The following is a 26,330-nucleotide window of genomic DNA, read 5'->3' as shown; positions in this document are numbered from 1 at the left end:
TATGTCGAGCTCTAGAGAATCAATAGGTCAACCAATGAAAACCGCAATCATGCAACCCTACTTCCTGCCATACTTAGGTTATTTCCAGCTGATTGAGGCCGCTGATATCTTCGTTGTTTACGACACGGTCCAGTATACGAAAAAGGGGTGGATAAATCGCAACCGCATGTTGCGTAATGGTGAAGCGGTGATGTTCACTGTTCCACTAAAAAAAGAATCCGACTACTTGAACGTCTCAGAAAGACATTTGTCTGATACGTTTGATCCCCATAAACTGTGCAGCCAAATTGAAGGGGCTTATAGGAAGGCCCCTGAGTTTGGGAAAACTATGCCTTTGATAGACACAATTTTGCATTTTCAAGCAGAGACCCTTTTTGATTTCGTCCACCATTCTATTTCTAAATGCTGTGATCATATGGGCATCGCAACACCTGTTCGGATTTCATCACAGATTGAAGATAGTCTTCCTGATTTGCATGGTGTGCAACGGGTCATCGACATCTGCGAACGGGTAGGCGCAACCGGCTATATCAATCTACCCGGCGGTAGAGACCTTTACGCGCCAGCAGATTTCCAGACACATGGACTCAAGTTAGAATTTCTCCAACCAAGTCTCTCGGCCTATCCGCAAATTGGCGCTGACTTTGTATCTTCTCTCTCCATTCTGGATGTTATGATGTTCAATTCCGTCGATCACATCGCCAGCACATTGCTAAGGGAATGGGATCTTGTCGATTGTTGATGCGCAAACCATTTTCAATGGAAAAAATGGGCAACTTTTGATTTAACCTACCCCCTAGGCTCCCTCATTCATAACGAGAGTTTGCGGGTTTGTGCTGTGCTACCCAAAGTGTCCCCATTCAGAGCTGGATTTTCCGCACTTTTGCTAAAGTTTTCTGTGCGGAAAAATGAAGTGGTCCAGCGGATTCAGAGCGCCATTATTGAACCGAAGCTACAGTTCGAGCTAAATTTCGCGAACGACACTTCTGGCCCTTTGCCAGAAATTCTGTATACCCAACGGTATTGACGCCGCAAATCCGGAACGTCATTTCGAAAAAATGATGACACACGGATTTCGGAACGCAAAATGAAACAACTTTCATGAAGTACCGTCCGGAAATAGACGGACTACGTGCCTTGGCAGTCCTTCCTGTTGTGCTTTATCACGCTGGCTATGAGGTCTTCAGTGGTGGTTTCATCGGCGTTGACGTTTTTTTCGTCATCAGTGGCTTTCTGATTACCACCTTGATCGCCAACGATTTGGATAAAAGCCGATTCAGTATTGCTCGGTTTTATGAACGCCGGGCGCGGCGCATTTTACCCGCACTATTTCTTGTCATGCTTGTCACCATTCCATTCGCTTGGATGTGGATGATGCCCAATGACCTGAGCGAGTTCTTAGAGAGCTTGCTTGCCACTATCCTGTTTGTATCAAATTTTTTCTTCTGGGATCAAACAGACTATTTCGATATGGCTGCAGACCTCAAACCAATGCTGCACACTTGGAGTCTTGCAGTTGAGGAGCAATTCTACATCATCTTTCCGCTTGTTCTCATCTCATTGTGGCGCTTCGGTCGACCGATGGTATTGTGGACGTTAGTCAGTCTTTTCCTGATCAGCTTTTGGTTAGCTCAGTGGGGCGTTCGGAATGATCAACCTACGGCTTTTTTCCTCCTTCCCGCGAGGGCTTGGGAACTAATTGCGGGTGCATTCGCCGGGCTTTATTTTCGCGCTAGGCCACATTTTGTCATGCCTCGATTAGGCGGTTTTTTTGCCGCAATCGGTCTTTTTCTCATTATATTACCTGTATTCACATATGACGATCAGACGCCATTTCCCGGCGCGAGCGCGGTTCCTCCGGTGCTTGGTTCTATGCTTGTTATTGTCTTTGCAAATGACAAAAGTATGATTGGCAAAGTGCTATCTATGCGATTGCTGGTATCTGTAGGACTGATTTCCTATAGCCTATACCTATGGCACCAACCGGTCTTTGCTTTAGTTCGTCACAGGTTTGGAAACCAATCTTTCGACGATCATGCGGTTTGGCTGATTTTTCTTTCATTTGGGTTGGCTGTCGCCAGCCTGTGGGTTTTCGAAAGACCGTTTAGATATTGGGCAAACCTACGGCAATTATATCTGTCTATGGGTGCTTTGGTAGTTTTTATGGTTGTGGCGGGACTATGGATTGACGCTGCAATTGACCGTGACCTGACTAAAATCCCGTCGTACGCACGCGCACTGAAATTCGCTCCTGCGGACGTGATTGCATACAGCGAAGGTCGCGATACGCACATGCCCTGCAGTGGAAATGCTCAAAGTTTTGGTTTTAACTACTGCGACTTCGGGGATGTTTCGGCAGAAAAGTCACTCGTTGTGTGGGGAGATAGCCTTTCCGGTGCACTCCTCTATGGCATCAATGAAGTTTCAAAAGAGCATGGGCTGCAAGGTACATTGTATACAGCGAATGGTTGCCCGCCGATTATAGGTCTGAAAAATACCGCAGTTGCTCAATGTTCCGAAAAAACTCACGCAGAAATTCTGAACCGAATATTACAACTTCCAAACGTTCGGAATGTAATAATTATAGGAAATTTCGAAGGAGCAGTAACTGCCGAAAACGTCAAAGTTAACGGTCAGCCGACCTCGATTACTGCGGCCAGACAACAAATCTTCCGTGCGGTTTCCGAAATTCATTCGACAACTGCTGCAATGGTATATCTTGTAGAACAAGGATTGACGTTTCCAGAACCGGTAGCAATTAATTATATCCAGAATTCAAACCGTGATGGTTTCAAGCCACAAGAAACCCCCCGGGAACGACATTTGGCGATGGTTGAGAAACAGAAGTTTTTGGCCGAGGTCACAGACGGATTTCTAACAACGATTGATTTTTTCTGTAATGCAAAGACTTGCCCGTCAGTTGATGACGACGGAAAAATGGTGATCTACGACCGCAACCACTTAACAAAGGCGTATTCAGTCCAAATGGCGCGGGAGTTATTGGATCAAGTTAACTTAAAATCTAGTGGGCGGAGCCGTAAATAATATGGTTGTTATAAGCGGTCAAGACAAGATTAAACGATTTTGTTGGCTTGCCGTAAACGCTTTTTCTGGCGGCTCGGCGTAGCCCTTCTGATGCGGTTGAGAAGTGAAAGCAACGCCTTGAGTTTTCGCATTGAAAACGCCGCTTGATATGCAGTGAGAAAAGAGCTTTCAAATAGGCCTAGCATATATTCTTTTACTGCTAGCCGCTCACGCAAAACTTGAAGCACATCACTACACTCCGGGCGGGCATTTCGGCAGTCCTTCAATCTCTGCCTGTAGGTATCAACTGCCCTCTGGCAATTCTTGCGTTCCTGAGCAACCCTCCCTTGGAAACTGGTAGCCTTCGGCCTAGAAAGCCCGGCTCCAAGCCTGTAATCTACCAGTGCCTTGGGAACATGCGCCATGCGATCAAGCAACATTGCTCGAAAAAAGAAAATCAAGTCGTCAAAAGTTTCTTTGCCTTCTACAGGCCCGAACCTATCTTGTATTTCTGGGTTCCATGCGCAGCTAGCACCGACACCTAGTACCAGAGAATTTGCGGCATCCTTTAAGTCCATGCCTGCCAGAACGCTTTGGCGCGATGTAGCCACACCCGTAAGATTTCCTTTCTCGTCCATGTTGTTCACATCGGAATGCACCAGTAAGGGGCGGTCTTCTCGGAAAGCTTGATAAAGTTCTGCAGCACGTTCCGCGTGTGAAATGTCATCCCCCGGAGCATAAACGATCAGCACCCCTTCGCAGAGATCAAATATGCTATTAAGATGCCCTACGAAACCAAGGTTTTCATGGTTTCGGTTCAAGCGCACTTGATGTGGGCCTTGGTACTCTGCAGCAAGCCGCTCCATGATTTCATAGGTGCCATCGGAGGAACAATCATCTGACAAAATAATTTCGAGATTATCATATGTCTGGGCAAATGCAGATCTGACTGTAGCCGCTATAAAATTGACTTGATTGTAGGCCATCACGAACATGGAAACGAGCTCTTGTCCAGTTGCGCTGGCAGCAGATGGATTAGTTTTTACGTTGATATTTTTGGCCTTGGTCATACGGCACAATCTCCATCCGTAGCACAGCAACTTACTTAAGAATTTACGATATCTTTCATTTTACTGGATGGCCATCGCATTAGGTGAAGAGAGCGGTTTTACAGCATCGGAAGCTTAGAACATGCCTTCGCAAGCAACTAAACTGAGTTTTTCAAGCACCAACTCAAAAGCTATAGTTAACGGATCGAACGGGACATAGCAAAATCAGTATTAGCAAGGTTGTTGAAGAGCTGAGTTTCATCAAAAGGCTAAAACTAGGCCTGAGGATGTGGGCGACCAGATAGTGCACATCCAGTCGCCCACGCTCCTTTTCAGGAGTTTCAGTTTGGCTCTTCGCGCCGCGCAAGCCGAACTTCAAGCCAATCCAGCACTTCGCGCTCAACCCAACCAACCCGGTTCGAGCCCAGCTGTACCCGTTTGGGGAATTGGCCTGCTTTTTCCAGTCTGGCTATGTGTTGCGGTGAATACAGGACCATCTCCTTGACCTGGCGTTTTGAAAGTAACCTCATCACGATCTCTCCTTGAATGAAGAGCATCGCGATGCTCGGGTTTAGACAAATCTCCCGAGAGGGTTGCAGTCTAGCTGCTCGGCGATGTGGATCAAGCCACAGATTTGCGTTGGCACGACGTCATCGTTAGATTGAACGAAATGGCGTGCTCTGCTATGTTCAGTTAAGGCGTTGAATGGTGATCTAGTGAGTCCTTGCTCCGCACCCGAACCTCCAAACGCTACCCACCCTGTGGGTATCAATGGGGGTATCGAGCAAAACCACACGCGACTTAACTTTTTGAAATCAAATGATTAAGTTGAGTATGTGAGTCCTCTCCTGGCACCAATCCCTTAGAAGAATTTCTTTTAATTATATGAATTTGTGCTGTTGGAAATTACCACAGTCCCGTCAGAATAATTAGATGTTCCTTCATTCCCACATGTTCCGCAGCAAACTTGTAACGTGACCGTTGTGTTAATCGGGCGCGCCCTATGAGCGCGAAGAAAGCCCATTGGATCATGCGGCACAACCAATCCGCGTTGCCCGACAGTTGGCACTGTCAGATGGATTGCGCCCTGACTTGTTCGCAAAAGCAAAAACGGCATACTGCGGCCACCTGCATATTTCAGCCCTATCGTCGCCGTCCAATAACCAACAAGGATCACAGGATGAGTTCATCTGACATCAAAGCGGAATTCCTTTTGCCAACCGAGGAATTGCGCAATGATCTGCCGTTTTTCACAAGGACGCTGGGCATGCGGCTTGAGAATATTTTCCCGGCCGATGATCCCTCAGTGGCCAGTTTTTCAGGTCATGGTGTCCGGATCCGGATTGAAAAAGGTGCCGCTGTCCCGCCGGGCCACCTGCGGATTTTGACCGACGATCCAGACAGTTTTGCCGATGGAAAGCGGTCATTGACTGCGCCCAATGGCACCAAGGTTGAAATTGTGCCGCTGTCACCAACCGTTGAACAGCCCGCAACACAGCATGAATTTGCCGTCCGCCGGTTGCGCGATGAGGCACCTTGGGTCATCGGCCGAGCAGGGATGCATTACCGCGATCTTATCCCGACACGCCTTGGCGGGTCGATCATTGCCAGTCACATCCGCATCCCTGATGGCGGCCCGGTGCCGGATATGGTGCACTATCATACGGTCGGATTTCAGCTCATTTTCTGCTACAAAGGCTGGGTTGATGTTCTCTATGAGGACCAGGGTGAAGCGATCCGCCTGCATGCAGGCGATTGTGTGACCCAACCCCCCGGCATCCGTCACCGGGTGGTCGAAGCCTCTGCCGAGATTGAGGTCATCGAAATTGGTGTCCCCGCCGAACATGTCACCACCATTGATCATGAATTCACGCTGCCCAATGGCACGGGCGACCCCGATCGCGAATGGGACGGGCAGACCTTTGTCCATCACATCAAGGACAAGGCAGATTGGGCCCCTTTTCGGATTCCGGGGTTCACGATGCGCGACACGGGTATCGCCGCAGGAACCAAAGGTGTGGCAGGGATTCAGGTCGCTCGATTTGAGAAGGGGGCCCCGCCAGCCAGCACGCATGATGCAGACATCCATTTTACCTTTGTCATGGATGGCACAATGACGCTTTCTGCCGAGGGCCAAGAGGATCGCGATTTGCAACCCGGTGATGCCTTTGTCATCCCACCCGATATGATGGCGCAGTACAAGGATTGTTCTGAAGATCTGGAACTGTTGGAGGTCGCGTTAAGAGGGGACTTTTCCACGAAAATCGTGTAAAATTGGGTAGAGGTTCGCTCAACGTGTTACTGAATATAGAGATGTTCTAAAGATTAGTAACATTAATCTTGCTCTGTTATCCCTGATCGGCTAGCTTTCGGCACGGCAAAGGGGGAAATCCGTTTGGAAGCCTTGATATGTGATGCGATACGCACTCCAATTGGACGTTACGGCGGTGCCCTGGCAAGTGTGCGGCCCGACGATCTTGCCGCCATTCCAATCGCCGCATTGATGGCGCGAAACCCGAACGTGGATTGGTCGCAGGTCGATGATGTGATCCTCGGGTGCGCCAATCAGGCAGGCGAGGATAACAGAAATGTCGCCCGTATGGCCGCCCTTTTGGCCGGGCTTCCAGTGGATGTGCCCGGTGCCACCATCAACCGGCTCTGCGCCTCTGGCATGGATGCCGTCGGTGCCGCCGCCCGCGCCATCCGCGCAGGCGATATGGATCTGGCAATCGCGGGCGGTGTCGAAAGCATGACGCGCGCGCCCTTCGTGATGCCCAAGGCCGAAACGGCCTATTCCCGTGGCAATGCTGTCTATGACACGACGATCGGCTGGCGGTTCGTCAATCCATTGATGAAAGCGCAGTATGGTGTCGATTCAATGCCTGAAACGGCCGACAATGTCGCTGAGGACCACAGTGTGACCCGCGCCGATCAGGATGCCTTTGCCCTGCGCAGTCAGCAACGCTGGGCTGCGGCGGATGCCGCTGGCATCTTTGCCGAAGAAATCACGCCGGTATCTATCCCGCAGCGCAAGGGTGACCCCATCATCGTGGATAGCGACGAACACCCGCGCCCAGACACAACGGCCGACAAACTGGCAAAGTTACGCGGCATCAACGGTGCTGACCTGACCGTCACGGCAGGTAATGCGTCTGGCGTGAACGACGGTGCCGCGGCGCTTTTGATAGCGTCAGAGCAGGCGGCGAACGACCACAATTTGACACCGATTGCACGCGTTGTTGCGATGTCGGCCGCAGGGGTGGAACCGCGTGTCATGGGCATCGGCCCGATCCCGGCCTGTCAAAAGGTTCTCGCCCGCGCGGGCCTCACCATCGACCAGATGGATGTGATTGAGCTTAATGAGGCCTTCGCATCCCAAGGCCTCGCCACCCTACGTGCTTTGGGCGTTGCAGATGATGCGCCCTATGTGAACGCCAACGGCGGGGCCATCGCCCTTGGCCATCCGCTTGGCATGTCTGGCGCACGGCTGGTGATGACCGCCGCCTTGCAACTCAAACGCACCGGTGGCCGCTATGCCCTTTGCACGATGTGTGTGGGTGTTGGGCAAGGTGTTGCCATGATCCTAGAAAGGACCTGAACGATGTACGCACAGATGATCCAGTCCACCGGCAAAGGCGTCAAATCCCTGGACGAGATGGAGCCGGACGAACGCGCCTTTCAGGAACGTATCAACGCAGGTGGCAAGATTGAGCCGAAGGATTGGATGCCTGATGGCTATCGCAAAAACCTGATCCGGCAAATCGGTCAGCACGCCCATTCCGAGATCGTCGGCCAACTGCCCGAAGGCAACTGGGTGACCCGCGCGCCGACGCTCGAACGCAAAGCGATCCTGCTGGCCAAGGTTCAGGATGAGGCCGGGCATGGTCTGTACCTTTACTGCGCTGCTGAAACGCTCGGCGTGACCCGCGATCAGATGACGCGTGACCTGCTGTCAGGCAAGATGAAATACTCTTCGATCTTCAATTATCCGACCCTAACATGGGCAGATATGGGTGCCGTTGGTTGGTTGGTCGATGGTGCCGCAATCATGAATCAGGTGCCCCTGCAACGCACATCATACGGTCCCTATGCCCGTGCGATGGTGCGCATCTGCAAAGAGGAATCCTTTCACCAGCGCCAGGGGTTCGACATCATGATGAAGATGGCGAACGGTACCGAGGCACAGCGTAAGATGGCTCAGGATGCGTTGAACAGGTTCTGGTATCCGTCTTTGATGATGTTCGGACCCTCAGATGCTGAATCGGTCCATTCCGCACAAAGCATGGCGTGGAAAATCAAGATGAACACCAATGACGAGCTGCGCCAGAAATTCGTCGATCAAACCGCCCCGCAAGCCGCATACCTTGGCCTGACAATTCCCGACGACAAGCTGAAGCTTAACGAGGAAACCGGGCATTACGAATTCAGCGAACCTGATTGGGACGAATTCTTTGACGTTCTGCGCGGCAACGGCCCTTGCAACACCGAACGGCTGGAGGCCCGCAACAAAGCATGGGACGACGGGCGTTGGGTGCGTGAAGGATTGCTGGCCCACGCCGAAAAGAAACGCGCAAGCGCATTAGCAGCGGAGTAAAATCATGAGCAGCCCTGAATCCAGCGAATATGACGGCACCGAGGCCGTGCCACACGGCAAAGCCCGCGCAACCGAATGGCCCTTGTGGGAAATCTTTATCCGGGGGCAGCACGGGCTTAGCCATAGACACGTTGGCTCGCTCCATGCTCCTGATGCGGAAATGGCCATCAAAAATGCCCGCGATGTCTACACACGCCGCAACGAAGGGGTCAGCATCTGGGCCGTTCAGGCGATGGATATTGCCGCCTCCTCGCCCGAGGATAAGGGCGCGCTTTATGAGCCTGCCAATGACAAGGTTTACCGCCACCCCACATTCTTTGACATCCCGGACGAAGTGGGGGCGATGTGACCCAACCGCTCTTTGAATTTCTGTGCCGCATGGGCGATAACACCCTTGTTTTAGGGCACCGCGTCTCTGAATGGTGTGGCGTTGCCCCGGTCCTTGAAGAAGACATCGCTTTGGCCAACACGGCGCTCGACATGATCGGGCAGACTCAGCTTTGGCTTGGTCTGGCTGGCCAGATCGAAGGCAAATCGCGCGATGCAGATACGCTGGCGTTTCACCGTGACGTTTGGGATTTTCGGAACGTCCTGTTGGTTGAACAGCCAAATGGCGATTTTGGCCACACCATGATGCGTCAGTTCCTGTTTGATGGCTGGCATCTGGCGCAATTGAAGGCCCTGATGGGGTCATCCAATGCCGAGATTGCCGCAATAGCGGAAAAATCGACCAAGGAAGTGACCTATCACCTTGAACGATCCTCTGACACGGTGATCGGCCTTGGGGACGGCACCGAAGAAAGCCACAACCGGATGCAAAAAGCGCTTGATCGGTTGTGGCCCTATGTCGGGGAAATGTTTGTGTCTGATGCCGTTGATGAACAAATGGTCAAAGACGGCATTGCACCAGATCCTGCATCTTTGCGCGAGGGGTATGATGCCTTGTTAAGTGATGTGTTTACCGCCGCAACCTTGGTCCGACCGACCACCGACTTTGCGCACAAAGGCGGAAAATCCGGCGTTCGACATTCTGAACATCTGGGGCACATGCTGACGCAGATGCAATGGCTCCAACGCGCCTATCCGGATGCGTCATGGTGATCGAAAAGCCTTCGTTAGACACTGTTTGGGATTGGCTGGCGCAGGTGCCCGACCCGGAAATTCCTGTGATCTCGCTGACTGATCTGGGCATCATCCGCGACATTCAGTGGCATGGTGATACGCTTGAAGTCACCGTCACCCCGACCTATTCCGGCTGTCCCGCGACCAGCATCATCAATCTTGATATCGAAACGGCCCTTAGGGCCAAGGGCATCGAAAAACTGGCTCTAAAAAGGCAATTATCACCCGCCTGGACCACCGATTGGCTGTCTGACGCGGGCCGCGAAAAACTGGAACGCTATGGGATTGCCCCACCCCAACCCGCAGGCGGTCCAAAGGCATGTCCGCATTGTAAGTCCAGTCAGGTCGAGAGGATCAGCCAATTCGGTTCAACCCCCTGCAAAGCGCAATGGCGTTGTAAGGACTGTCTGGAACCCTTTGACTATTTCAAGTGCATTTGAGGCCCCCGAAATGAACCAATTTCTTCCCCTTACCGTGACAGATATTCACCATACCATCCGTGATGCAGTTGTCCTGACGCTTGAACCTGCGGACCCTGCGGCGTTTGCGTTTACCCAGGGCCAGTATCTGACCTTCAAACAGGATTTTGACGGCACCGAGTTGCGCCGTAACTATTCGATTTGCGCCGGACTTGATGACGATGTCTTGCAGATTGGCATCAAACGGGTTGATGGTGGCGCATTCTCAACCTTTGCGAATACCCGCCTGAAAGTGGGCGACACACTTCATGCGATGCCCCCTCAGGGCAAGTTTTTCACCAAGTTAGAGCCTGATAAGGCCAAAAATTATCTCGGTTTTGCAGGGGGATCGGGCATTACGCCTGTCTTGTCGATCCTTAAAACAGTGCTGAAGCGCGAACCGCATTCAACTTTCACACTGGTCTATGCAAACCGCGCCGTGAACACGGTCATGTTTCGCGAAGAACTTGAGGACCTCAAGAACCGCTATATGGGTCGCCTGACCATCATTCACATGCTGGAATCCGGGCAGGATATTGATCTGTTTACCGGTCGCGTCGATCAGGAAAAATGCGCGATGCTGTTCAAGCATTGGATTGACGTGAAAAATATGGATACCGCGTTCATCTGCGGGCCGGAACCGATGATGCTGGCCGTCTCAGAATCCCTGAAAAAGCACGGGTTAGAGCCTGATCAGATCAAATTTGAGCTCTTTAGTGAAAGCCAGCAAGGGCAATTGGCGAAACAGGAAATGGCCAAGCGCAGCGAAGGTCAAAGAGGCACCCAAGTCACTGTGATCATCGAAGGGGCCCAGCGCACGTTTGAGATGACCAAGGGACAATCTGTATTGGAGGCTGCCTTGGCAAACGGCCAGGACGCACCTTTTGCCTGCAAGGCGGGCGTTTGTTCGACCTGCATGGGGAAGGTTATTGAAGGCGAAGTTGAAATGCTGAGCAATCATGCCCTTGAGGACTATGAGGTTGAACGCGGCTATGTGCTGACCTGTCAGAGCTATCCGCTCAGTGACGCGCTCATCATAGACTACGATACGCACTAGGAGCATCTTGATGTTGGACGTACAAAGCTTTGCCGCAGGGCAATGGGTTTCATCTGGCGCAGGTGCCCGCAATATCGCCAGCGCGATTACCGGTGACGTCATTGCGCAGGCGGGCAATGATGCCCTCGATGTTCAGGGAATGCTGGGTTTCGCCCGTGATACCGGCGGGCCTACATTAAGGAAAATGACGTTTCATGACCGTGCGCGCATGCTCAAGGCGCTGGCCCTTCATCTGCGCGAGCATCGGCAGACGCTGTATGACCTGTCCTATGACACCGGCGCGACCCTGAGCGATCACAAGATCGATGTGGACGGTGGCATTGGCACAATGTTGGTGTTTGCGTCGAAAGGACGGCGCGAGATGCCCGATGCTCATGTGTATCTTGATGGCCCACCAGAACAATTGGGCCGCGCAGGGCAATTCATGGGTCGCCATATTTGCACGCCGTTGCAGGGCGTCGCCGTCCATATCAACGCCTTCAACTTCCCCGTTTGGGGGATGCTGGAAAAGCTTGCACCGACCCTCCTGGCTGGCGTTCCTGCCATTGTAAAACCTGCCACCGCGACCTGTTACGTCACCGAGGCGTGCGTGCGTATCATGTTAAACTCCGGCATTATGCCCAAAGGTGCGCTGCAACTGGTCAGTGGTGGACTGGGCGACATGCTGGATCATCTCGATTGTCAGGATGCGGTGGCCTTTACGGGTTCCGCACATACCGCGCTCAAACTGCGCCGCAACCCAGTGTTGCTGGAACGCTCTGTGCGCTTCGCCTCGGAACAAGACAGCCTGAACGCGTCTGTCCTTGGCCAAGATGCAGAGCCTAATACGGCAGAATTCGAACTTTTTGTGAAAGAAGTCCACCGCGAGATGACCGCCAAAGCAGGTCAGAAATGCACAGCAATCCGGCGCATCATCGTGCCAGAAGCCCGGATTGATGCAGTGATTGCGGCGATCAGTGCCCGTCTTTCCAACACCACAATCGGTGACCCGCGCAACGAGGCGACAGGCATGGGGGCGCTGGTATCGGCCAGTCAGAAACATGACGTATTGAAAAAAACCGCATTGATCGGGGCGGAGGCGGAGCGTGTTTTTGGCAACCCCGATGATTTCAGCATCGAAGGGGCCGACAAGGACAAGGGCGCGTTTGTCCCGCCAATGCTGTTTCACTGCGCAAACCCGGACACCGCGCAGCGCGTACATGACACCGAAGCGTTTGGCCCCGTTTCAACAATCATGCCCTATCGCGATCTCGATCACGCCATTGCCCTGCTCAACAAAGGCAAGGGGTCGCTGGTCGCGTCGGTTTTTACCAATGACGGTAATGTTGCGCGGGATATCACGCTGGGGGCGGCCGCGTTCCATGGCCGGCTCTATTTCAACAACCGATCATCAATGGCCGAAGCGACAGGGCACGGCGCGCCCTTGCCCCATATGGTCCATGGCGGCCCCGGTCGCGCGGGCGGCGGCGAAGAATTGGGCGGCATCCGCGGTGTCATGCATTATATGCAGCGCACGGCGGTTCAAGGTAGCCCCGACATCTTGACCGCGATCGGCCAACAATGGGTGCCCGGCGCGACCGAGAAAACAGACAAGCCGCATCCTTTCACCCGCAGCTTTACCGCGCTTGAGATTGGCGAGACGTTCCACAGCGACAGCCGCCAGGTGACGCTGGAGGACATCGAAACCTTTGCCCATTTCACGGGTGACACGTTTTATGCGCATATGGATGACGAAGCGGCGCGCGCAAATCCGTTTTTCCCGGGCCGGGTCGCCCATGGATATCTGCTGCTCAGTTTCGCGGCAGGGCTGTTTGTGCAACCTGACCCCGGCCCCGTTTTGGCCAATACCGGCCTTGATAACTTGCGTTTCATGGCACCGGTTGAGGCAGGCGACAGCATCAAGGTGCGGCTGAGCGTCAAACACAAAACCCCTCGTAATGATGAATACGGCGAGGTACGGTGGCACGTAACTCTGACCAATCAGAAAGAAGAGGCTGTGGCCGAATATGAGCTTTTGACGATGAATGCAGTCTGACGATTTCATACGTTTCACCGCAGGCCTGCGTGATCTGGGCGGGCAACGGGTCTGGTCATTGATGATCAGCCTCTTTGGCGATCTGGCTCAGGGCAAGGATGACGTCATTGATGGTCCTGTCCTCACCGCAATCATGAACATGCTGCAGGTCAAGCCCGAGGCAGCACGTGTTGCGTTGCACCGTCTGCGCAACGATGGATGGATCTCGTCGCAGAAATTCGGCCGGATCAGCCAGCATGGCTTGACCCCAAAAGGTCGGACAGAAAGCGCTGCGGCCAGCCCAAAAATCTATGCTCTGCCCAGCGCGTCCGATCAGGACTGGCAACTGGTTCTGCTTGAAGACAGCAACGCGGACACACACGCCCATATGCTGGCCAAAGGCTTTATTTCCCTCACCAATCGGGTGTTTTTGGGCCCCTTGGATGCCCCAGCATCTGACGGTGCCCTTGGCCTGAAAGGTGGGAACGTTCCGAAGTGGTTGCCAAGACAGATCGAACCAGAGGGGCTGCGCGATCATTACGCTGACTTGCTGGAAACCTTGACTGATCTTAATGCCGCCTTGCCCGACCCGGCACATGTATCGCCATTGCAAACCGCGGTCCTGCGGTGCCTTATTGTGCACAACTGGCGTCGATTGGTTCTGAAACACCCCAGCTTACCAAGGGCTTTGATCTCGCCGGATTGGCCAGGGTTGGCCTGCCATGCGCTGGTGGCCGATATGCTGGCCCAATTTCCCCGACCCGCGCTTACCGACATCATGCGGCAGCAAACTGTTGCTTAACCACCTCAAAACGCGCGCTTTCCCATGACGCACAAGCGCGATATAGGGTGATGCATGACAAATTATCTGTATCAGAACGACCTGCCCGACGACCTTGATCTGGGTCCCGTTGTTGCCATTGATTGCGAAACGATGGGGCTGCATCCGCACCGGGATCGTCTTTGTGTTGTGCAATTGTCGGGGGGCGACGGCAATGCGCATCTCGTTCAGGTTGCCAAGGGCCAGACTGAGGCACCAAACCTTTGCGCGCTGTTGACCGATCCAGATACGCTCAAGCTGTTTCATTTCGGGCGCTTTGACATCGCCGCGATGGAAAATGCCTTTGGGGCCGTCACGGCACCTGTCTATTGCACCAAAATCGCGAGCCGGTTGATCCGGACATTTACCGACCGGCATGGGTTGGCCAAGCTGTTGCAGGAACTGTTGGGTGTCGACATCTCAAAGCAACAGCAATCCAGCGATTGGGGCTCTGAAACCCTGACCGAGGCGCAGATCGAATATGCAGCGTCTGATGTTTTATACCTGCACGAACTGCGCGACGAGCTGAACAAGCGCCTTGTCCGCGAGGGCCGGATGGAAATCGCACAGGCCTGCTTTGATTTTCTGCCCATGCGTGCCCACCTTGACTTAGAAGGCTGGCCCGAAACGGATATATTTGCACACGCATGAACACCCCATATCTAGATACCGCCCGGCGGGTGATCCGCACCGAGGCGAAGGCGTTAAACTCCTTAGCTGAAGGGCTGGATGCCCGGTTCCGCGATGCGATTGACATGATCATGGCCACCAAAGGCCGGGTGATCGTCACTGGGATCGGAAAATCGGGCCACATCGCCAACAAGATCGCCGCAACCTTTGCCAGCACCGGCACCCCGGCCCAATTTGTGCATCCCGCAGAGGCCAGTCATGGCGATCTGGGCATGATCACCACTGCGGATGTAATATTGGCCATCTCGAACTCCGGCGAGGCACCTGAGCTTGGCAATCTGATTGCCTATTCACGACGTTTCTCGATTCCGCTGATCGGGATTACCAGCCGTGAAACCAGCAGTCTGGGCAGTCAATGTGATGTGATACTGCTCTTGCCACAATTGGGCGAAGCTTGCGGGACAGGGATTGTGCCCACCACGTCAACCACCCTGACCCTTGCGATGGGTGACGCCTTGGCCGTTGCATTGATGGAAAACCGTCAATTCACAGCCGAACATTTCCGCGACTTTCACCCCGGTGGTAAACTTGGTGCGCGGCTGTCGCGGGTGGGGGACCTGATGCATACGGGTTCCGGCATTCCTTTGACGACGGTTGATGCGACAATGGCAGACGTCTTGCGGGAAATTGGCGGCAAGGGATTTGGCGTTGTCTGTGTGACGGACAATAACGGCCACATACAAGGGATCATCACCAATGGTGATCTCAGCCGTCATATGGACGGGCTGGCATCCAAAACTGCCAAGGATGTGATGACGGCATCGCCTGTTACCATTGATCCAAACGCACTGGCGGAAAAAGCGGTTGGGATCATGAACAACCGCAAGATCACCTGCCTCCTTGTTGTCGATCCGGATCAGCCCACCATTCCTGTTGGACTTCTTCATATCCACGACTGTTTGCGGGTTGGGCTGGGGTAACGTTGCCATGCACGCAGACAGCTATTCAAGGTGGGTGTCCTGGCTCAAGGTTCTGCTGCCGCTGGCTGCGTTGGCTTTGTTGTCGACCCTCTTTCTGCTGTCACGGGCCATTGATCCTGAAACGGTAATCCCTTTCGCGGACAGGGAAATCCAGGACCGGCTGCGCAATCAGCAGGTAACAGGCCCGTTTTTCTCTGGCACAACGGCCTCTGGCGATCTGATTTCATTTTCGGCTGAAACGCTCAAGACACCCGATGGCCAGGTGGCGTCCAACCGGGCCGAGGATGTCGAACTTGTCGTCAATATCGTGGACGGGTCCAAAGTGACGGTCACAGCCGAGATCGCTGAATTTGACATTGCAAAAGACATCGCTGAGCTGGTCGGGGATGTCGTGATAACAACTTCAACACAGTTTCGCATTATTTCCGACAAATTGATCTCGCAACTATCTGTTCTGAACCTGAAATCACCCGGCCCGGTTGAAGCAACAGGCCCTGCCGGCAACTTAAACGCAGGTAGCATGGTGATGACATCGTCAGACAAGGGAAAACCCGCCCAATTGATTTTCACAAATGGGGTGAAACTGATATACACGCCAAAACAGGTAAAAGAGTGACCACCGTGAAACATTTGCGAATTCTACTGCTGCCGATTTTTCTGGCTGTTCAAACTGTACCTGTTTTCGCACAAGGGACGAGCGTGGCCTTTGGCACAATCCGGCAGGACACCAACCAACCGGTTGAAGTCACCGCCGACAACCTTTCCGTCGATCAATCAACAGGCACGGCGATTTTTACCGGTAATGTCCTGATTGGTCAGGGTGAAATGCGCCTGTCTGCGGCCCGCGTGCTGGTCGTTTACCGGGCCGAAAATCAGGGCATTGCAAGGCTGGAGGCGACAGGCGGGGTCACATTGGTCTCTGGCCCGGACGCCGCCGAATCAGAGCGCGCGGATTATGACATTGATGATGGCACTATCGTGATGTCCGGGAATGTTCTGCTTGCCCAGGGGGCGAGTGCGTTAAGCGCCGACAAGATGTCTGTGCGGTTGTCAGACGGGACAGCGCAGATGTCTGGCCGCGTAAAAACCATTTTGCAGACTGGCAGCAAAAACTGATGCCTTCCCCGCCCGATCTTAAGATTGCACAGGGCTCTTTGGGCCTGAAGATTGAGCATCTGCGCAAATCTTACCGCAAAAAGATCGTGATCAGAGACTTTTCGATGCATCTCGACAGAGGAGAGGTTGTCGCACTTCTGGGCCCCAACGGGTCGGGAAAGACCACAACATTTTACGCCATCGCGGGCCTTGTCACACCAGAGGGCGGCACTGTCACCGTGGACGGCAAAGATGTCACGACATTGCCTATGTACCGGCGGGCACAGCTTGGCATCGGATATTTACCGCAGGAAATGAGCATCTTTCGCGGCCTGTCCGTTCAGGACAACATCAGCGCCATTCTGGATATCTCTGTTCCCATTCGGCACCAACGGCGCGAGCGGCTCGAGGAATTGCTGTCAGAATTCTCTATCGAACACCTGCGCCGCGCGCCCGCGCTGGCCCTGTCAGGCGGAGAGCGTCGCCGCGTTGAAATTGCGCGGTGTTTGGCGGCCGATCCCAAATATCTGCTTCTCGATGAACCTTTTGCGGGCGTCGATCCGATCTCTGTCGGCGACATTCGCCACTTGGTTGCTGATCTCAAGAACCGGGGCATCGGCGTGCTGATCACCGATCATAACGTACGAGAAACACTGGAAATTGTGGACCGCGCCTATATTTTGCATGAAGGCAAGGTCCTGATGTCCGGAACGCCGAGCGAGGTCGTTCAGAATGAAAACGTCCGTCGGGTTTATCTTGGTGACAATTTCCGTATTTCTTAACATTTCGTTAACGTCGCAAGTATAATTCCGCTCAGGTTGCGCCTGCTTGCCATTGACTTTTCACACAATTCTTGGCCTCATAGACCTATGGTAACAATTCGTTCCTGTTTGACCCCGCACCGGCCTACCTGCCAAGGCAGGGTCAAAAATTATCCGAACGAAAAGCCATTTTTCCGCATCTGAGTTGATCAAACACCACGCCCGTGGACCGTTTGCTGATCCTCAGACCCATAATAACAAGGAGACCATATGCGGTACCAAATCACCGGCAAACAGATCGACATTGGCGAAGCCCTTCAAATCCACGTGAAACAAGAGCTGGATGTATCAGTCAAAAAGTATTCAGAGCGTCCAACAGATGCGATGGTCATATTTTCAAAGTCGGCCCATGAATTTGTCTGCGAGGCGACCGTACATCTGTCAACTGGGCTGACCGCGTCTGCCAAGGCACATAACACTGATATCTATGGCGCATTTGATGATTGTAACGAAAAGATGGAAAAGCAACTTCGCCGTTACAAGCGACGGTTGAAAGATCATCACAAGGACCGGGCGGAACCTGTTGAACTTCTTGGCGCGTCCACTTATATCCTCGCATCAGATAGCGATTCAGACGCACAGGAACCCGAAACCCTCCAACCTATGATTATTGCGGAAATGCAGACAAAGATTGCAACCTTGTCTGTCGGCGAAGCAGTTATGCAGATGGAATTGGCGGGCGCACCTGTGCTGGTGTTTCGAAAAGAGAACAAAGAAGGCTTGAACGTCGTCTACCGTCGTGAAGACGGGAACATCGGCTGGATTGACCCGTCATAAACAAACTGGAAGGGCCAAGCCCATCCGCAAAGCAGAGCGAGCGAAATGGATTTTGCGAAACTCCTCAAGCCGGAGGCAGTCAAGGTACTGACGTCTGCCTCCAGCAAAAAACGCCTGATGCATGACATTGGTGATCTTGTTTCCAATGCGTATGGCTTGAATGCCAGCGAAGTCGTCGAGGCGTTGATCGCCCGCGAATCTCTGGGGCCAACCGGTGTCGGGCATGGCGTTGCATTGCCTCATGCTCGGTTGGACGGTCTGGAAGAAGTCATTGGTGCGTTTGTTTTGCTCGACAAGCCGATTGATTTTTCGTCCGTTGACCGTCAGCCCGTTGATGTCGCTTTTGCCTTGTTCGCGCCAGAAAATGCTGGTGTTGAACACCTCAAAGCGTTGGCTTTGGTCGCGCGCACTCTGCGTGATACTGCAATCTGCACCAAACTGCGCGCGAACCCAGAGGCCGGAACGCTTTATACAATTCTGACTGAGGACAAGTCAGTACAGGCCGCATAGCCGCCTCTCAGGCCCAGCGCGCAAATCCAAACATGACATAGTCGCGCTGGTACGCCTCAGCCGTCAGTTTCTCTATCTCGTCGTCGTAAATCATGGCCAACTCAAAAGGCTGGTCCAGTTGACTCGCGCCCAGTTCAGGCGCGTCCGCGCGCCCCAAGGCCTGTGCGATCTCTCGCAATTCCCCGGCCATATCGGCCTCACGGATGATCCGGTCTGGCAAGCATAGTTCGCCAAATCCCATGATCGCCTGCGCCTGCGTACACCACGCCGGATCAACACGGATCGCGGTTTGCCCTGACAGATTCCCTTTCAGAAAGGTCAGAAACGCCGCAAAAGCAGCGCGGTGCGCCGCAAGGTCATAGGTCTCATCCGGTGCACCCGCTGGCAACGGCATCTTGTAGCGCCGCACCAGGGTGTTGCGCAGCTGCAGGTAGCTGCCCTTGCCGGTGGTCAGAATATGACGGCAAAACGCATCATGCGCCCGCTGCACCGGATGCCGCAATACCGTAAAGCTGCGGTGTCCGGGGTGTTTGCGTTTCCACTGTCGCAAATCCTTTTGCGACAGTTTGGTCTGCAACTCACTCTTTGAAACGCCGTCCAGTGCCGCCATCCACTCCAGCACCTGGGCCTGCGGACCACTGCGCAGGGGCATATAGACCAAAGAGGATTCAGCGGCGACAACATAGGACGGCACATTTGGCCCGCGCCGTGGTTCGAAGTTCGGCGTGCGTGTCAGGTCAAACCGATCCAGACGCGACAGCGCCCGTACCATATGGTCGTAATTGCTGACCTTGGCGGAAACCGGACTTGGATTTTGCTTTTTCAGGTTCTTGTCAAGCGACTCCAGTGTTTCATCCAAACCCAGATACTTGGCCAACCCGTTCATGACCTCGACGCTCTGCAAATCCTCATACGCCACGTAAAACGCGGTCTGGCCAGTGGTTTGCAATCTGTTCAGTAAAAGCAACTGAAATGCCTGAAGCGCCTCAAGGTGGGCTTCAAATTCGCCACTGTCAAACACCGCCTGCGCCGACTTATGTGCCTTCATATCGGTCAATTTCCATTGTCCCGTTGCCTGGGCAATCTTCCAGCTCACATAGCTGTCAACGGGATTTCGGGTCAGAACGATCTTGGCACAACGCGGATCATCGACAATCGCATCAAGCACCCTTGGATCATGATCATGGAAATACCGAAATCCGCTAAGAGCTGTGGGATCATCGCGAATTGCACTTAACAACGCACCCGGATCAGCATCTCGTTTGGCCAGATCGACGCCCAGAATCGGCTCATTCTGCGGATACCCTAAAAAATGCGGGTTAAACGCCTCACCATGACAGGCGATGCCAGCAAAGGCGTTCAGGTTGGCCTCAAGAAAGTTCGACCCCGTGCGCATTTCTGCAAACACCACGAATGAATCAAATCTGGCGCTCATCCGTTACTGCACCATGTAAGGTTTGCGCGTCGTCTTTCGCGGCGTATCAATCCCCCGTTCGGCCGGAAAGTCGCCCATCAGATACGGGTGCATACCCTGATTCTTGAGGTTCTGCAGGAATTGACCAAATCCGTTGAGATCGGCCATTCTGGGGGCCTCTGACAGCCGACGCAGCTTCATGCGCCCGATCTCGTCAAGGATACCCTGCAAAGGCTCCATTGGGGCCTCGATAAACTCTGCCATGGTCCAGATGCGCACACGGGCCTTGGTGTAAGGCGACCGCAAAACATCCATATGTTCGCTTTCAATCTTCTGCAGTTTTGCCGCGGTGCTTCTGATTTCAGCAAAATCAAGGTTCGACCGGAACAAGGGCACCGCCCAGGCACCCGTGATCACCGACACTTGCGCGTTCGGGTCCTTGGCCACACGCCAGTTGATGTCCTGATTATCGGCCGGACCAAACTGAAAGCATTGCCGTTCCCCGCGGGTGTTCCAGATCAGGTTGGTCAGAAATCCCTTGTTGTTATAGTCGCGCAAGGTCGCGGAACTTGCCAGCGCACCATTAATCGCCGACTGTCCATCAGCGTAATAGACTGCGTCCTTGGCAAATAAATGGCCATGCACCCGCGCACCCGTTGCCTTGGCCAGCCACGGTTCAAAATTCTCAAACAGATCGGTAAAGCCCTGGAACATGGAATAGGGTGCCGCCGTAACGCCGTTTTCCCAATCTTCATTTGGAAATCTGCTTTGCATATACAAACCAGACCGCCCCCGCGTCCGACGTTCGACCGCCTTGGCAAAAATGCGGTCAATCTTGCCGGGGTTCGGTTCGGTCTTCTTCATCGCACCGGCAGCATCGGTCAAAAACGCCTCATACAGACGATCCGCATAGGGCCATATCTTGCGCGCGACAAAGCAATCTGACCGACGCAAAAGTTGCAGGTGATCATCGTAGAAAATATGCGGTTTGCCCTGAAAGTCGAATTTGGACAATGTCAAAGACCGGCTTTCAATTTTGGTTGAATATTGCCGTGCCAGCGTCTGAAAATACGATTCATCAGGGATCCAGACCTGTTTGAAAAACTTGTCGTAGGTTGATCGTTCCGGGTCTTGAAGGATCGCGGAAAGCGTTTGCCGGGACAAACACCACCATTGTGACCCCATGTGGGGCACAATTCCGTTTGGCATTTTGCGGCGCAGACCCAGACGTCGCTGAAGCTCCACAATGCGATCAAAAAAGAAGCGGTTCTTTTTCCATGACACCGGGAATCTTAAGGTAAACCGTTCCTCATCCAACCCGCCAACAGTCCAGGGGACATCGGAGGTCGTGGCGCTTTCGATAAAGTCAGTGCGGGGGCGTTGATCCAGATAATCAATCAGTTCTTCGACTGGCCGAAGCGGCAGACACGACCCTGATGCCAGATACACATGCCGAACCTGTGGAAAGCTGGCGAGCATCATCTCTGACGCCGCCTGAGACGCCGCAACGATGCCCCATGTGCCCCATTCACAACGGTATCGTTTTGAATATTCGATCGCGTCCAAATCGGACAACGCCGATATGAATGCATCATGGGTCCGGCGCGGCACGCTTTTGTCGATGTGGATCACAACCGGGCAACCCGCCGCTGCCCAATGTCGGGCGACCTGTTCGGCGCGCCCCAGCGCAGTGTGGACGAGCATGACAATACCGACGCTCATGCCCAGTTTCCTTTGGACATCAGACCCAGAATCTCAAGCTGCCGCCAGTTGATATAGCGTTCTGACCACTTGCACCAAAGCTGCGGATCATCCTTTAGCCGCTCTGCATAGGCCTTATATTCAACCGAACTTGCATAGTGCTGACCGCGTTCCAGCTCTTCTGCGGCTTTGCTGCCAAAGGTATCCAGAAATTTTGTGTGCAGCAGGACACCCGAAGCTTTTTCGCCGCCCCATTCATCATAGACCTGGTTCAAACCCCGCGGAAGCAGCATGTGTGTCGAACTCACGTAGGTGTACCGCTTGTCCCACTTGACCAGAGGAACCTTGTTCAAGGCGGGTGCCTTGGCAGGCTCATCAGGAAAAAACACCCGCGCCCGCGGCCCACCCTGAATCCAAAGGTTCGTAAACAGATGATTTCGCGTGATCGTGTAATTGCCGCTGTCAAACCAGGACGCGATATCAACCGGGTTTTGCCCTTCTCGATAAGGCTGTTCGTCCAGCCGTCCCTTTGGATACATGTCCAACAGCATCGCCGAGAATGATTTGATCGACGACGCATCCAGCCAATCGGTCAGGGCCCGCAATGGCCGCGTGTCACAAAAGGGGTAAACCAGAAATTCGTCAGGATCGACGGTAAGCGCCCAATGTCCATGGGCATACTTCATCTGCAGCCAGTTCAGCCAATCAACGCCAAACCGCGCGCTCTTATAGCTCGACTTTGTCCGCCAAACCGACACATCCGGCTGATCCGCCAGATAATCCAGCGATCCATCCGTGCTGTCATTGTCGACAAAAAAGAAATGGCCGACGCCCATCTCGCGATAATAATCCAGAAAATAAGGCAGCCTGATCCGTTCATTCCGCTGCGTGCAAAACAACAGAAGATCGTCCGTTCGGATTTGCCCGGTTCGGTTCACAACACGTTTCAGTTCCCGACGTTTTCGGAACGCACGAATACGCCACCGCTTCCGTTGAAGCCTCAGTCGATATGACTGGATTAATCCCAAAACCGCCCTCTATCTTCAGGGAATTACCGCTCGTACTCATGCGCTATCATCTTAACCTTAACACGGTCTTGAAGTGATCGGACCAACTTGGTCCGACAAAGAGATCAACATTTTGCGCCTGTGGCGGGCTTTCTTCCCAATTCTTTATCGTATTTATCCACAAATACCGGTCCGATACAGGTGCGTAAACGGGTCTATTGCCTAAAATTTCCCCGAAAACCGGTAAATCGTTGCATAAAACACGCGATCCAAGGGCCAAAGCTTCGAGTGGGGGAAATCCGTAACCCTCAGCAAGGCTGGGAAACAGGGCTCCGGCACATCCTTGGACAAGTGCGGCAAGCGCCTGATCGCTCAAGCCGGACAATTCATAAACGTTGTTTTCAACCAGTGGTTGGTCCAGTCGCGCAAACACACCCTCATTATTCCAACCCCGGCTTCCACAGATAAACAACGGCGGGGCCGCAGCACCCAGTTCATCCCAAATATCCAAAAGGAACGCGTGATTTTTTCTAGGCTCAATCGTGCCAACAGTAACGAAATAGGGCCCTTCAAGCGCCAGACCTTTTGGCAACTGGCTGGCATCAGCACGCGGCACCTCAGAACCCAGATGCGCCACGATGGCGGGTGGCACACGTCCCCAACCTTCCATGAATTTTTCAGCGCGCTCGCGCGTATCATTCGAATTGTATATTACCCAATCGGCGCTGGCGCTGATCCGGCGCATTTTGTCACGAAAGGGTTCAATGATTTCAGCGCGCTGAAACGCGGGATGCTCCAGCGGGATCAGATCATGCACCATCGCGGCGATGCGACCGTCGCTTCCATGTATGGCACCCAGAACCCGGTCCGTCAGATTGCTATGCCCAACGTTGAAGTAGACATATCCCTCCGGCAAAACCTCGGACAGCATCTTGGGCAATCGGCTCGGCAACACCTGCGCCCTTGCCAACCGCCGAACATCACTTTCTGCGCGTTGGTGCGCGATGCTGCGCCGTCGCGGCAATCGCGACAGAAGATCAACCTCGCCCCAGGGGACCCTTGCATCGATCCGGTCCAGGAAATCCTGCATGCCGTTCTGATCCAGCAGAATGTATCCATAAGGCGTCCGCACCAGCCCGAAAAGAGGAACATCATCCGCCAAAAACTGCTCTAAATAGGCGTGTTCGACCCTATCCACGCCTGTCGCAATCCGCCCGGCCCGCCGCAAACTGCGTGTCAGATCAAGCAGCCGCGCGCCGGGCATCTAGCTGTCGTAATGGCCTGTCTGGTGCCATCTCCATGCATCCGTGATCATCTGCCGAAGCGTTGAACGCTCCGGCTTCCACCCCAGTTCATCAATCGCCCGTTGCGACCCGGAAACCAGTTTGACGCAGTCCCCCGCGCGTCTGGGACCTTCATTGTAAGGGACAGCGCGGTTGGTAACTTCGCGGCTGTGATCAATCACTTCACGCACCGAAAACCCCGAACCAGTGCCGAGGTTAAACACCCGGCTCCCCTTGCCATCCTTGAGCCATTTCAGACCCAGAACATGCGCATCCACCAAGTCGCAGACATGCACATAGTCTCTGACGCAGGTGCCATCGGGCGTGTCATAATCCGTTCCAAAGATCGTCAACGCGTCGCGTTTTCCGTCAATCGCATCCAACATCAACGGCACCAGATGGGTTTCTGGCTGGTGGAATTCGCCCACCTCGCCATCGGGGTCTGCGCCTGCCACATTAAAGTAGCGAAAAATCACATGGCGCAGATCATTTGACGCCTCGAAATCCCGCAGAATTTCTTCGATCGCACGTTTGGAAGCACCGTAGGCGTTGATTGGAAACTGCGCGCTGTTCTCGTCCAGCACGACATTGTCCTGATCGCCATAGGTCGCGCAGGTTGATGAAAAAACAAAGTTCAAACACCCTGCCGCAACCGCAGCTTCAATCAACGTGAGCGACCCCATGACATTGTTTCGCCAGTATTTTCCTGGCTCCGCCATGCTCTCGGGCACTTGGCTGAGTGCTGCAAAATGCATCACGGCAACGGGTTGATACTGTGCAAAAACCTGATCCAATCGCGCTCGATCCAGCAAATCGCCCCTCTCGAACGGGCCGAATTTGACCGAGTCCTGCCAGCCCGTGATCAGATTGTCATAGGTGATTGGTGTGAATCCGGCGGCCTTTAACGCCTTACAGGCATGCGACCCGATATATCCCGCCCCGCCCGTGACAAGAATATTACTCATCATTGCGTCCTTGCCTGTACTACTGCGCAGCTTTGTCGATCTGCATGATGCTGCGCAGATACGCGCTCAGGTCGTCGCGCAATTCCTCACGTGCCAGACCAAAGGCAACAGTTGCCTGCAAAAACCCTGATTTAGAGCCACAATCAAACCGCTGACCCCGGAACCGATAGCCATAGACGTTTCTGCTCTGTTCAATCTCGCGCGCAATGGCGTCGGTCAGTTGAATTTCACCACCTGAGCCTGATTTCAGTTGGTTCAGGTTCTGCAAAACATTTGGTGTCAGGATATAGCGCCCGATCACGGCCAGATTTGACGGGGCCTTGTCGGCGGCTGGCTTTTCAACCATGCCTTTGACCTTAACCAACTGACCCAGATCCTCGGCCACATCCAGCATACCGTAGGAAGACGAGCGTTCCGGCTCCACCTCCATCGCGGCAACCATGTTACCGCCGGTTTCCGCATAGGCTTCGACCATCTGCTGCAAACATGGCTTTTCCGCCGCGATCACATCGTCTGGCAGGATCACCGCAAAAGGCTCGTTGGCGATCAGTCGACGCGCACACCAGACCGCATGCCCCAGACCCAGCGCCCGGTGCTGCCGGATATAGGCAATCGCACCACTTTCCATGTTGGTGTTTTTCAGGATCTGAAGAAGCTCGCTCTTTTTCTTCTTTTTCAACTCCTGCTCCAACTGTGGCGCATGGTCAAAATAGTCCTCAAGCGCACCCTTGCCGCGAGATGTCACAAAGATGAATTCCTTGATCCCGGCTGCCCGCGCCTCATCAATTGCATACTGAATGAGGGGGCGATCGACCAAAGTCATGATCTCTTTTGGTACCGACTTGGTTGCCGGCAAAAACCGGGTTCCCATGCCTGCCACGGGAAAAATTGCTTTCGTTACTTTCCTACGCATCTCTATCCTTACAAACTCTTGTTAGGTTGCCTCAGCTATCGGTGATCATCCAATCGACATCATCTTCAGATATTGGTCTTTCTTCGATATCTAACG

26 protein-coding genes are annotated in these 26,330 nt (G+C 53.6%); 18 read left to right on the top strand and 8 right to left on the bottom strand.

The annotated features are described in order from the left end of the window. Positions 1 to 34 precede the first annotated feature (34 nt). Positions 35 to 742 (top strand): WbqC family protein, encoded by a 708-nt coding sequence (locus C1J02_RS00970; RefSeq protein ID WP_114876740.1) that lies wholly within the window; start codon positions 35 to 37, stop codon positions 740 to 742. A 359-nt stretch (positions 743 to 1,101) separates the two neighbouring features. After that, positions 1,102 to 3,045 (top strand): acyltransferase family protein, encoded by a 1,944-nt coding sequence (locus C1J02_RS00965; protein ID WP_114876739.1) that lies wholly within the window; start codon positions 1,102 to 1,104, stop codon positions 3,043 to 3,045. 29 nt (positions 3,046 to 3,074) lie between these two features. Here C1J02_RS00965 and C1J02_RS00960 read toward each other — a convergent pair whose 3' ends face one another. Further along, the gene (locus tag C1J02_RS00960) at positions 3,075 to 4,094 is read right to left on the bottom strand and encodes a glycosyltransferase (RefSeq protein WP_114876738.1); all 1,020 of its coding nucleotides are present in this window, start codon (positions 4,092 to 4,094) and stop codon (positions 3,075 to 3,077) included. A gap of 320 nt (positions 4,095 to 4,414) precedes the next feature. Then, the gene (locus C1J02_RS00955) at positions 4,415 to 4,603 is read right to left on the bottom strand and encodes an AlpA family transcriptional regulator (RefSeq protein WP_114880293.1); all 189 of its coding nucleotides are present in this window, start codon (positions 4,601 to 4,603) and stop codon (positions 4,415 to 4,417) included. A gap of 650 nt (positions 4,604 to 5,253) precedes the next feature. On the opposite strand from C1J02_RS00955, the gene C1J02_RS00950 reads away from it, so the two are divergent. The 16 genes from C1J02_RS00950 to C1J02_RS00875 all read left to right on the top strand — a co-directional run bounded on the left by C1J02_RS00950 (position 5,254) and on the right by C1J02_RS00875 (position 18,951). Beyond that, positions 5,254 to 6,345, top strand: a complete 1,092-nt coding sequence (locus tag C1J02_RS00950) for a cupin domain-containing protein (RefSeq protein WP_114880292.1) — start codon at positions 5,254 to 5,256, stop codon at positions 6,343 to 6,345. A gap of 123 nt (positions 6,346 to 6,468) precedes the next feature. After that, positions 6,469 to 7,671: a 3-oxoadipyl-CoA thiolase gene (gene pcaF, locus C1J02_RS00945; RefSeq protein ID WP_114876737.1), complete on the top strand. Its 1,203-nt coding sequence runs from the start codon at positions 6,469 to 6,471 to the stop codon at positions 7,669 to 7,671. A 3-nt stretch (positions 7,672 to 7,674) separates the two neighbouring features. After that, complete coding sequence (gene paaA, locus C1J02_RS00940) at positions 7,675 to 8,667, top strand: 1,2-phenylacetyl-CoA epoxidase subunit PaaA (RefSeq protein WP_114876736.1); 993 nt, start codon at positions 7,675 to 7,677, stop codon at positions 8,665 to 8,667. A gap of 4 nt (positions 8,668 to 8,671) precedes the next feature. Then, positions 8,672 to 9,016, top strand: a complete 345-nt coding sequence (gene paaB / locus C1J02_RS00935) for a 1,2-phenylacetyl-CoA epoxidase subunit PaaB (protein ID WP_254693176.1) — start codon at positions 8,672 to 8,674, stop codon at positions 9,014 to 9,016. Between the two features lie 29 nt (positions 9,017 to 9,045). Beyond that, entirely contained in the window at positions 9,046 to 9,768 is a 723-nt protein-coding gene (gene paaC / locus C1J02_RS00930) for a 1,2-phenylacetyl-CoA epoxidase subunit PaaC (protein WP_114880290.1), read from the top strand. Beyond that, on the top strand, positions 9,762 to 10,229 hold the full coding sequence (gene paaD / locus C1J02_RS00925) for a 1,2-phenylacetyl-CoA epoxidase subunit PaaD (protein WP_114876735.1): 468 nt from the start codon (positions 9,762 to 9,764) through the stop codon (positions 10,227 to 10,229). The genes paaC and paaD overlap by 7 nt, the downstream gene beginning before the upstream one ends. A 10-nt stretch (positions 10,230 to 10,239) precedes the next feature. After that, complete coding sequence (locus tag C1J02_RS00920; protein ID WP_114876734.1) at positions 10,240 to 11,304, top strand: ferredoxin--NADP reductase; 1,065 nt, start codon at positions 10,240 to 10,242, stop codon at positions 11,302 to 11,304. Between the two features lie 10 nt (positions 11,305 to 11,314). Continuing rightward, the gene (gene paaZ, locus C1J02_RS00915) at positions 11,315 to 13,339 is read left to right on the top strand and encodes a phenylacetic acid degradation bifunctional protein PaaZ (protein ID WP_114876733.1); all 2,025 of its coding nucleotides are present in this window, start codon (positions 11,315 to 11,317) and stop codon (positions 13,337 to 13,339) included. Next, positions 13,329 to 14,120, top strand: coding sequence for a PaaX family transcriptional regulator C-terminal domain-containing protein (locus C1J02_RS00910; RefSeq protein WP_114876732.1), 792 nt, complete (start codon positions 13,329 to 13,331; stop codon positions 14,118 to 14,120). Before paaZ ends, C1J02_RS00910 begins: the two co-directional genes overlap by 11 nt. A 54-nt stretch (positions 14,121 to 14,174) precedes the next feature. Further along, positions 14,175 to 14,789 (top strand): ribonuclease D, encoded by a 615-nt coding sequence (locus tag C1J02_RS00905; protein ID WP_114876731.1) that lies wholly within the window; start codon positions 14,175 to 14,177, stop codon positions 14,787 to 14,789. Then, positions 14,786 to 15,748, top strand: coding sequence for an SIS domain-containing protein (locus tag C1J02_RS00900; protein WP_114876730.1), 963 nt, complete (start codon positions 14,786 to 14,788; stop codon positions 15,746 to 15,748). The genes C1J02_RS00905 and C1J02_RS00900 overlap by 4 nt, the downstream gene beginning before the upstream one ends. A gap of 7 nt (positions 15,749 to 15,755) precedes the next feature. Next, positions 15,756 to 16,364, top strand: coding sequence for an LPS export ABC transporter periplasmic protein LptC (lptC, locus tag C1J02_RS00895; RefSeq protein WP_114876729.1), 609 nt, complete (start codon positions 15,756 to 15,758; stop codon positions 16,362 to 16,364). Between the two features lie 5 nt (positions 16,365 to 16,369). Beyond that, entirely contained in the window at positions 16,370 to 16,864 is a 495-nt protein-coding gene (gene lptA, locus C1J02_RS00890; RefSeq protein ID WP_114880289.1) for a lipopolysaccharide transport periplasmic protein LptA, read from the top strand. After that, positions 16,864 to 17,625, top strand: a complete 762-nt coding sequence (lptB, locus tag C1J02_RS00885; protein ID WP_114876728.1) for an LPS export ABC transporter ATP-binding protein — start codon at positions 16,864 to 16,866, stop codon at positions 17,623 to 17,625. The genes lptA and lptB overlap by 1 nt, the downstream gene beginning before the upstream one ends. 249 nt (positions 17,626 to 17,874) lie before the next feature. Continuing rightward, complete coding sequence (raiA, locus tag C1J02_RS00880) at positions 17,875 to 18,441, top strand: ribosome-associated translation inhibitor RaiA (protein WP_114876727.1); 567 nt, start codon at positions 17,875 to 17,877, stop codon at positions 18,439 to 18,441. 45 nt (positions 18,442 to 18,486) lie between these two features. Next, complete coding sequence (locus C1J02_RS00875; RefSeq protein WP_114876726.1) at positions 18,487 to 18,951, top strand: PTS sugar transporter subunit IIA; 465 nt, start codon at positions 18,487 to 18,489, stop codon at positions 18,949 to 18,951. A gap of 7 nt (positions 18,952 to 18,958) precedes the next feature. On the opposite strand, the gene C1J02_RS00870 is transcribed toward C1J02_RS00875, so the two are convergent. The 6 genes from C1J02_RS00870 to galU are packed head-to-tail and all read right to left on the bottom strand — an operon-like array spanning position 18,959 to position 26,234. Then, a complete protein-coding gene (locus C1J02_RS00870) occupies positions 18,959 to 20,386 on the bottom strand; it encodes a nodulation protein NodH (protein ID WP_114876725.1) in 1,428 nt (475 codons plus the stop codon). Positions 20,387 to 20,389: 3 nt separating this feature from the next. After that, positions 20,390 to 22,087, bottom strand: coding sequence for a beta-1,6-N-acetylglucosaminyltransferase (locus C1J02_RS00865; RefSeq protein WP_114876724.1), 1,698 nt, complete (start codon positions 22,085 to 22,087; stop codon positions 20,390 to 20,392). After that, positions 22,084 to 23,094 carry a glycosyltransferase family 2 protein gene (locus C1J02_RS00860; RefSeq protein WP_114876723.1) on the bottom strand — a complete coding sequence of 337 codons (1,011 nt, stop codon included), beginning with the start codon at positions 23,092 to 23,094 and terminating at the stop codon, positions 22,084 to 22,086. The genes C1J02_RS00865 and C1J02_RS00860 overlap by 4 nt, the downstream gene beginning before the upstream one ends. A gap of 46 nt (positions 23,095 to 23,140) precedes the next feature. After that, entirely contained in the window at positions 23,141 to 24,337 is a 1,197-nt protein-coding gene (locus tag C1J02_RS00855; RefSeq protein WP_114876722.1) for a glycosyltransferase, read from the bottom strand. Further along, positions 24,338 to 25,321 (bottom strand): UDP-glucose 4-epimerase GalE, encoded by a 984-nt coding sequence (galE, locus tag C1J02_RS00850; protein WP_114880288.1) that lies wholly within the window; start codon positions 25,319 to 25,321, stop codon positions 24,338 to 24,340. A 19-nt stretch (positions 25,322 to 25,340) separates the two neighbouring features. Then, the gene (gene galU / locus C1J02_RS00845; protein ID WP_114876721.1) at positions 25,341 to 26,234 is read right to left on the bottom strand and encodes a UTP--glucose-1-phosphate uridylyltransferase GalU; all 894 of its coding nucleotides are present in this window, start codon (positions 26,232 to 26,234) and stop codon (positions 25,341 to 25,343) included. Between the last annotated feature and the right edge of the window lie 96 nt (positions 26,235 to 26,330).

The organism is Sulfitobacter sp. SK011 (assembly GCF_003352065.1).
Taxonomy (GTDB): domain Bacteria; phylum Pseudomonadota; class Alphaproteobacteria; order Rhodobacterales; family Rhodobacteraceae; genus Sulfitobacter.
This window is presented reverse-complemented; position numbering and strand designations above follow the sequence as displayed.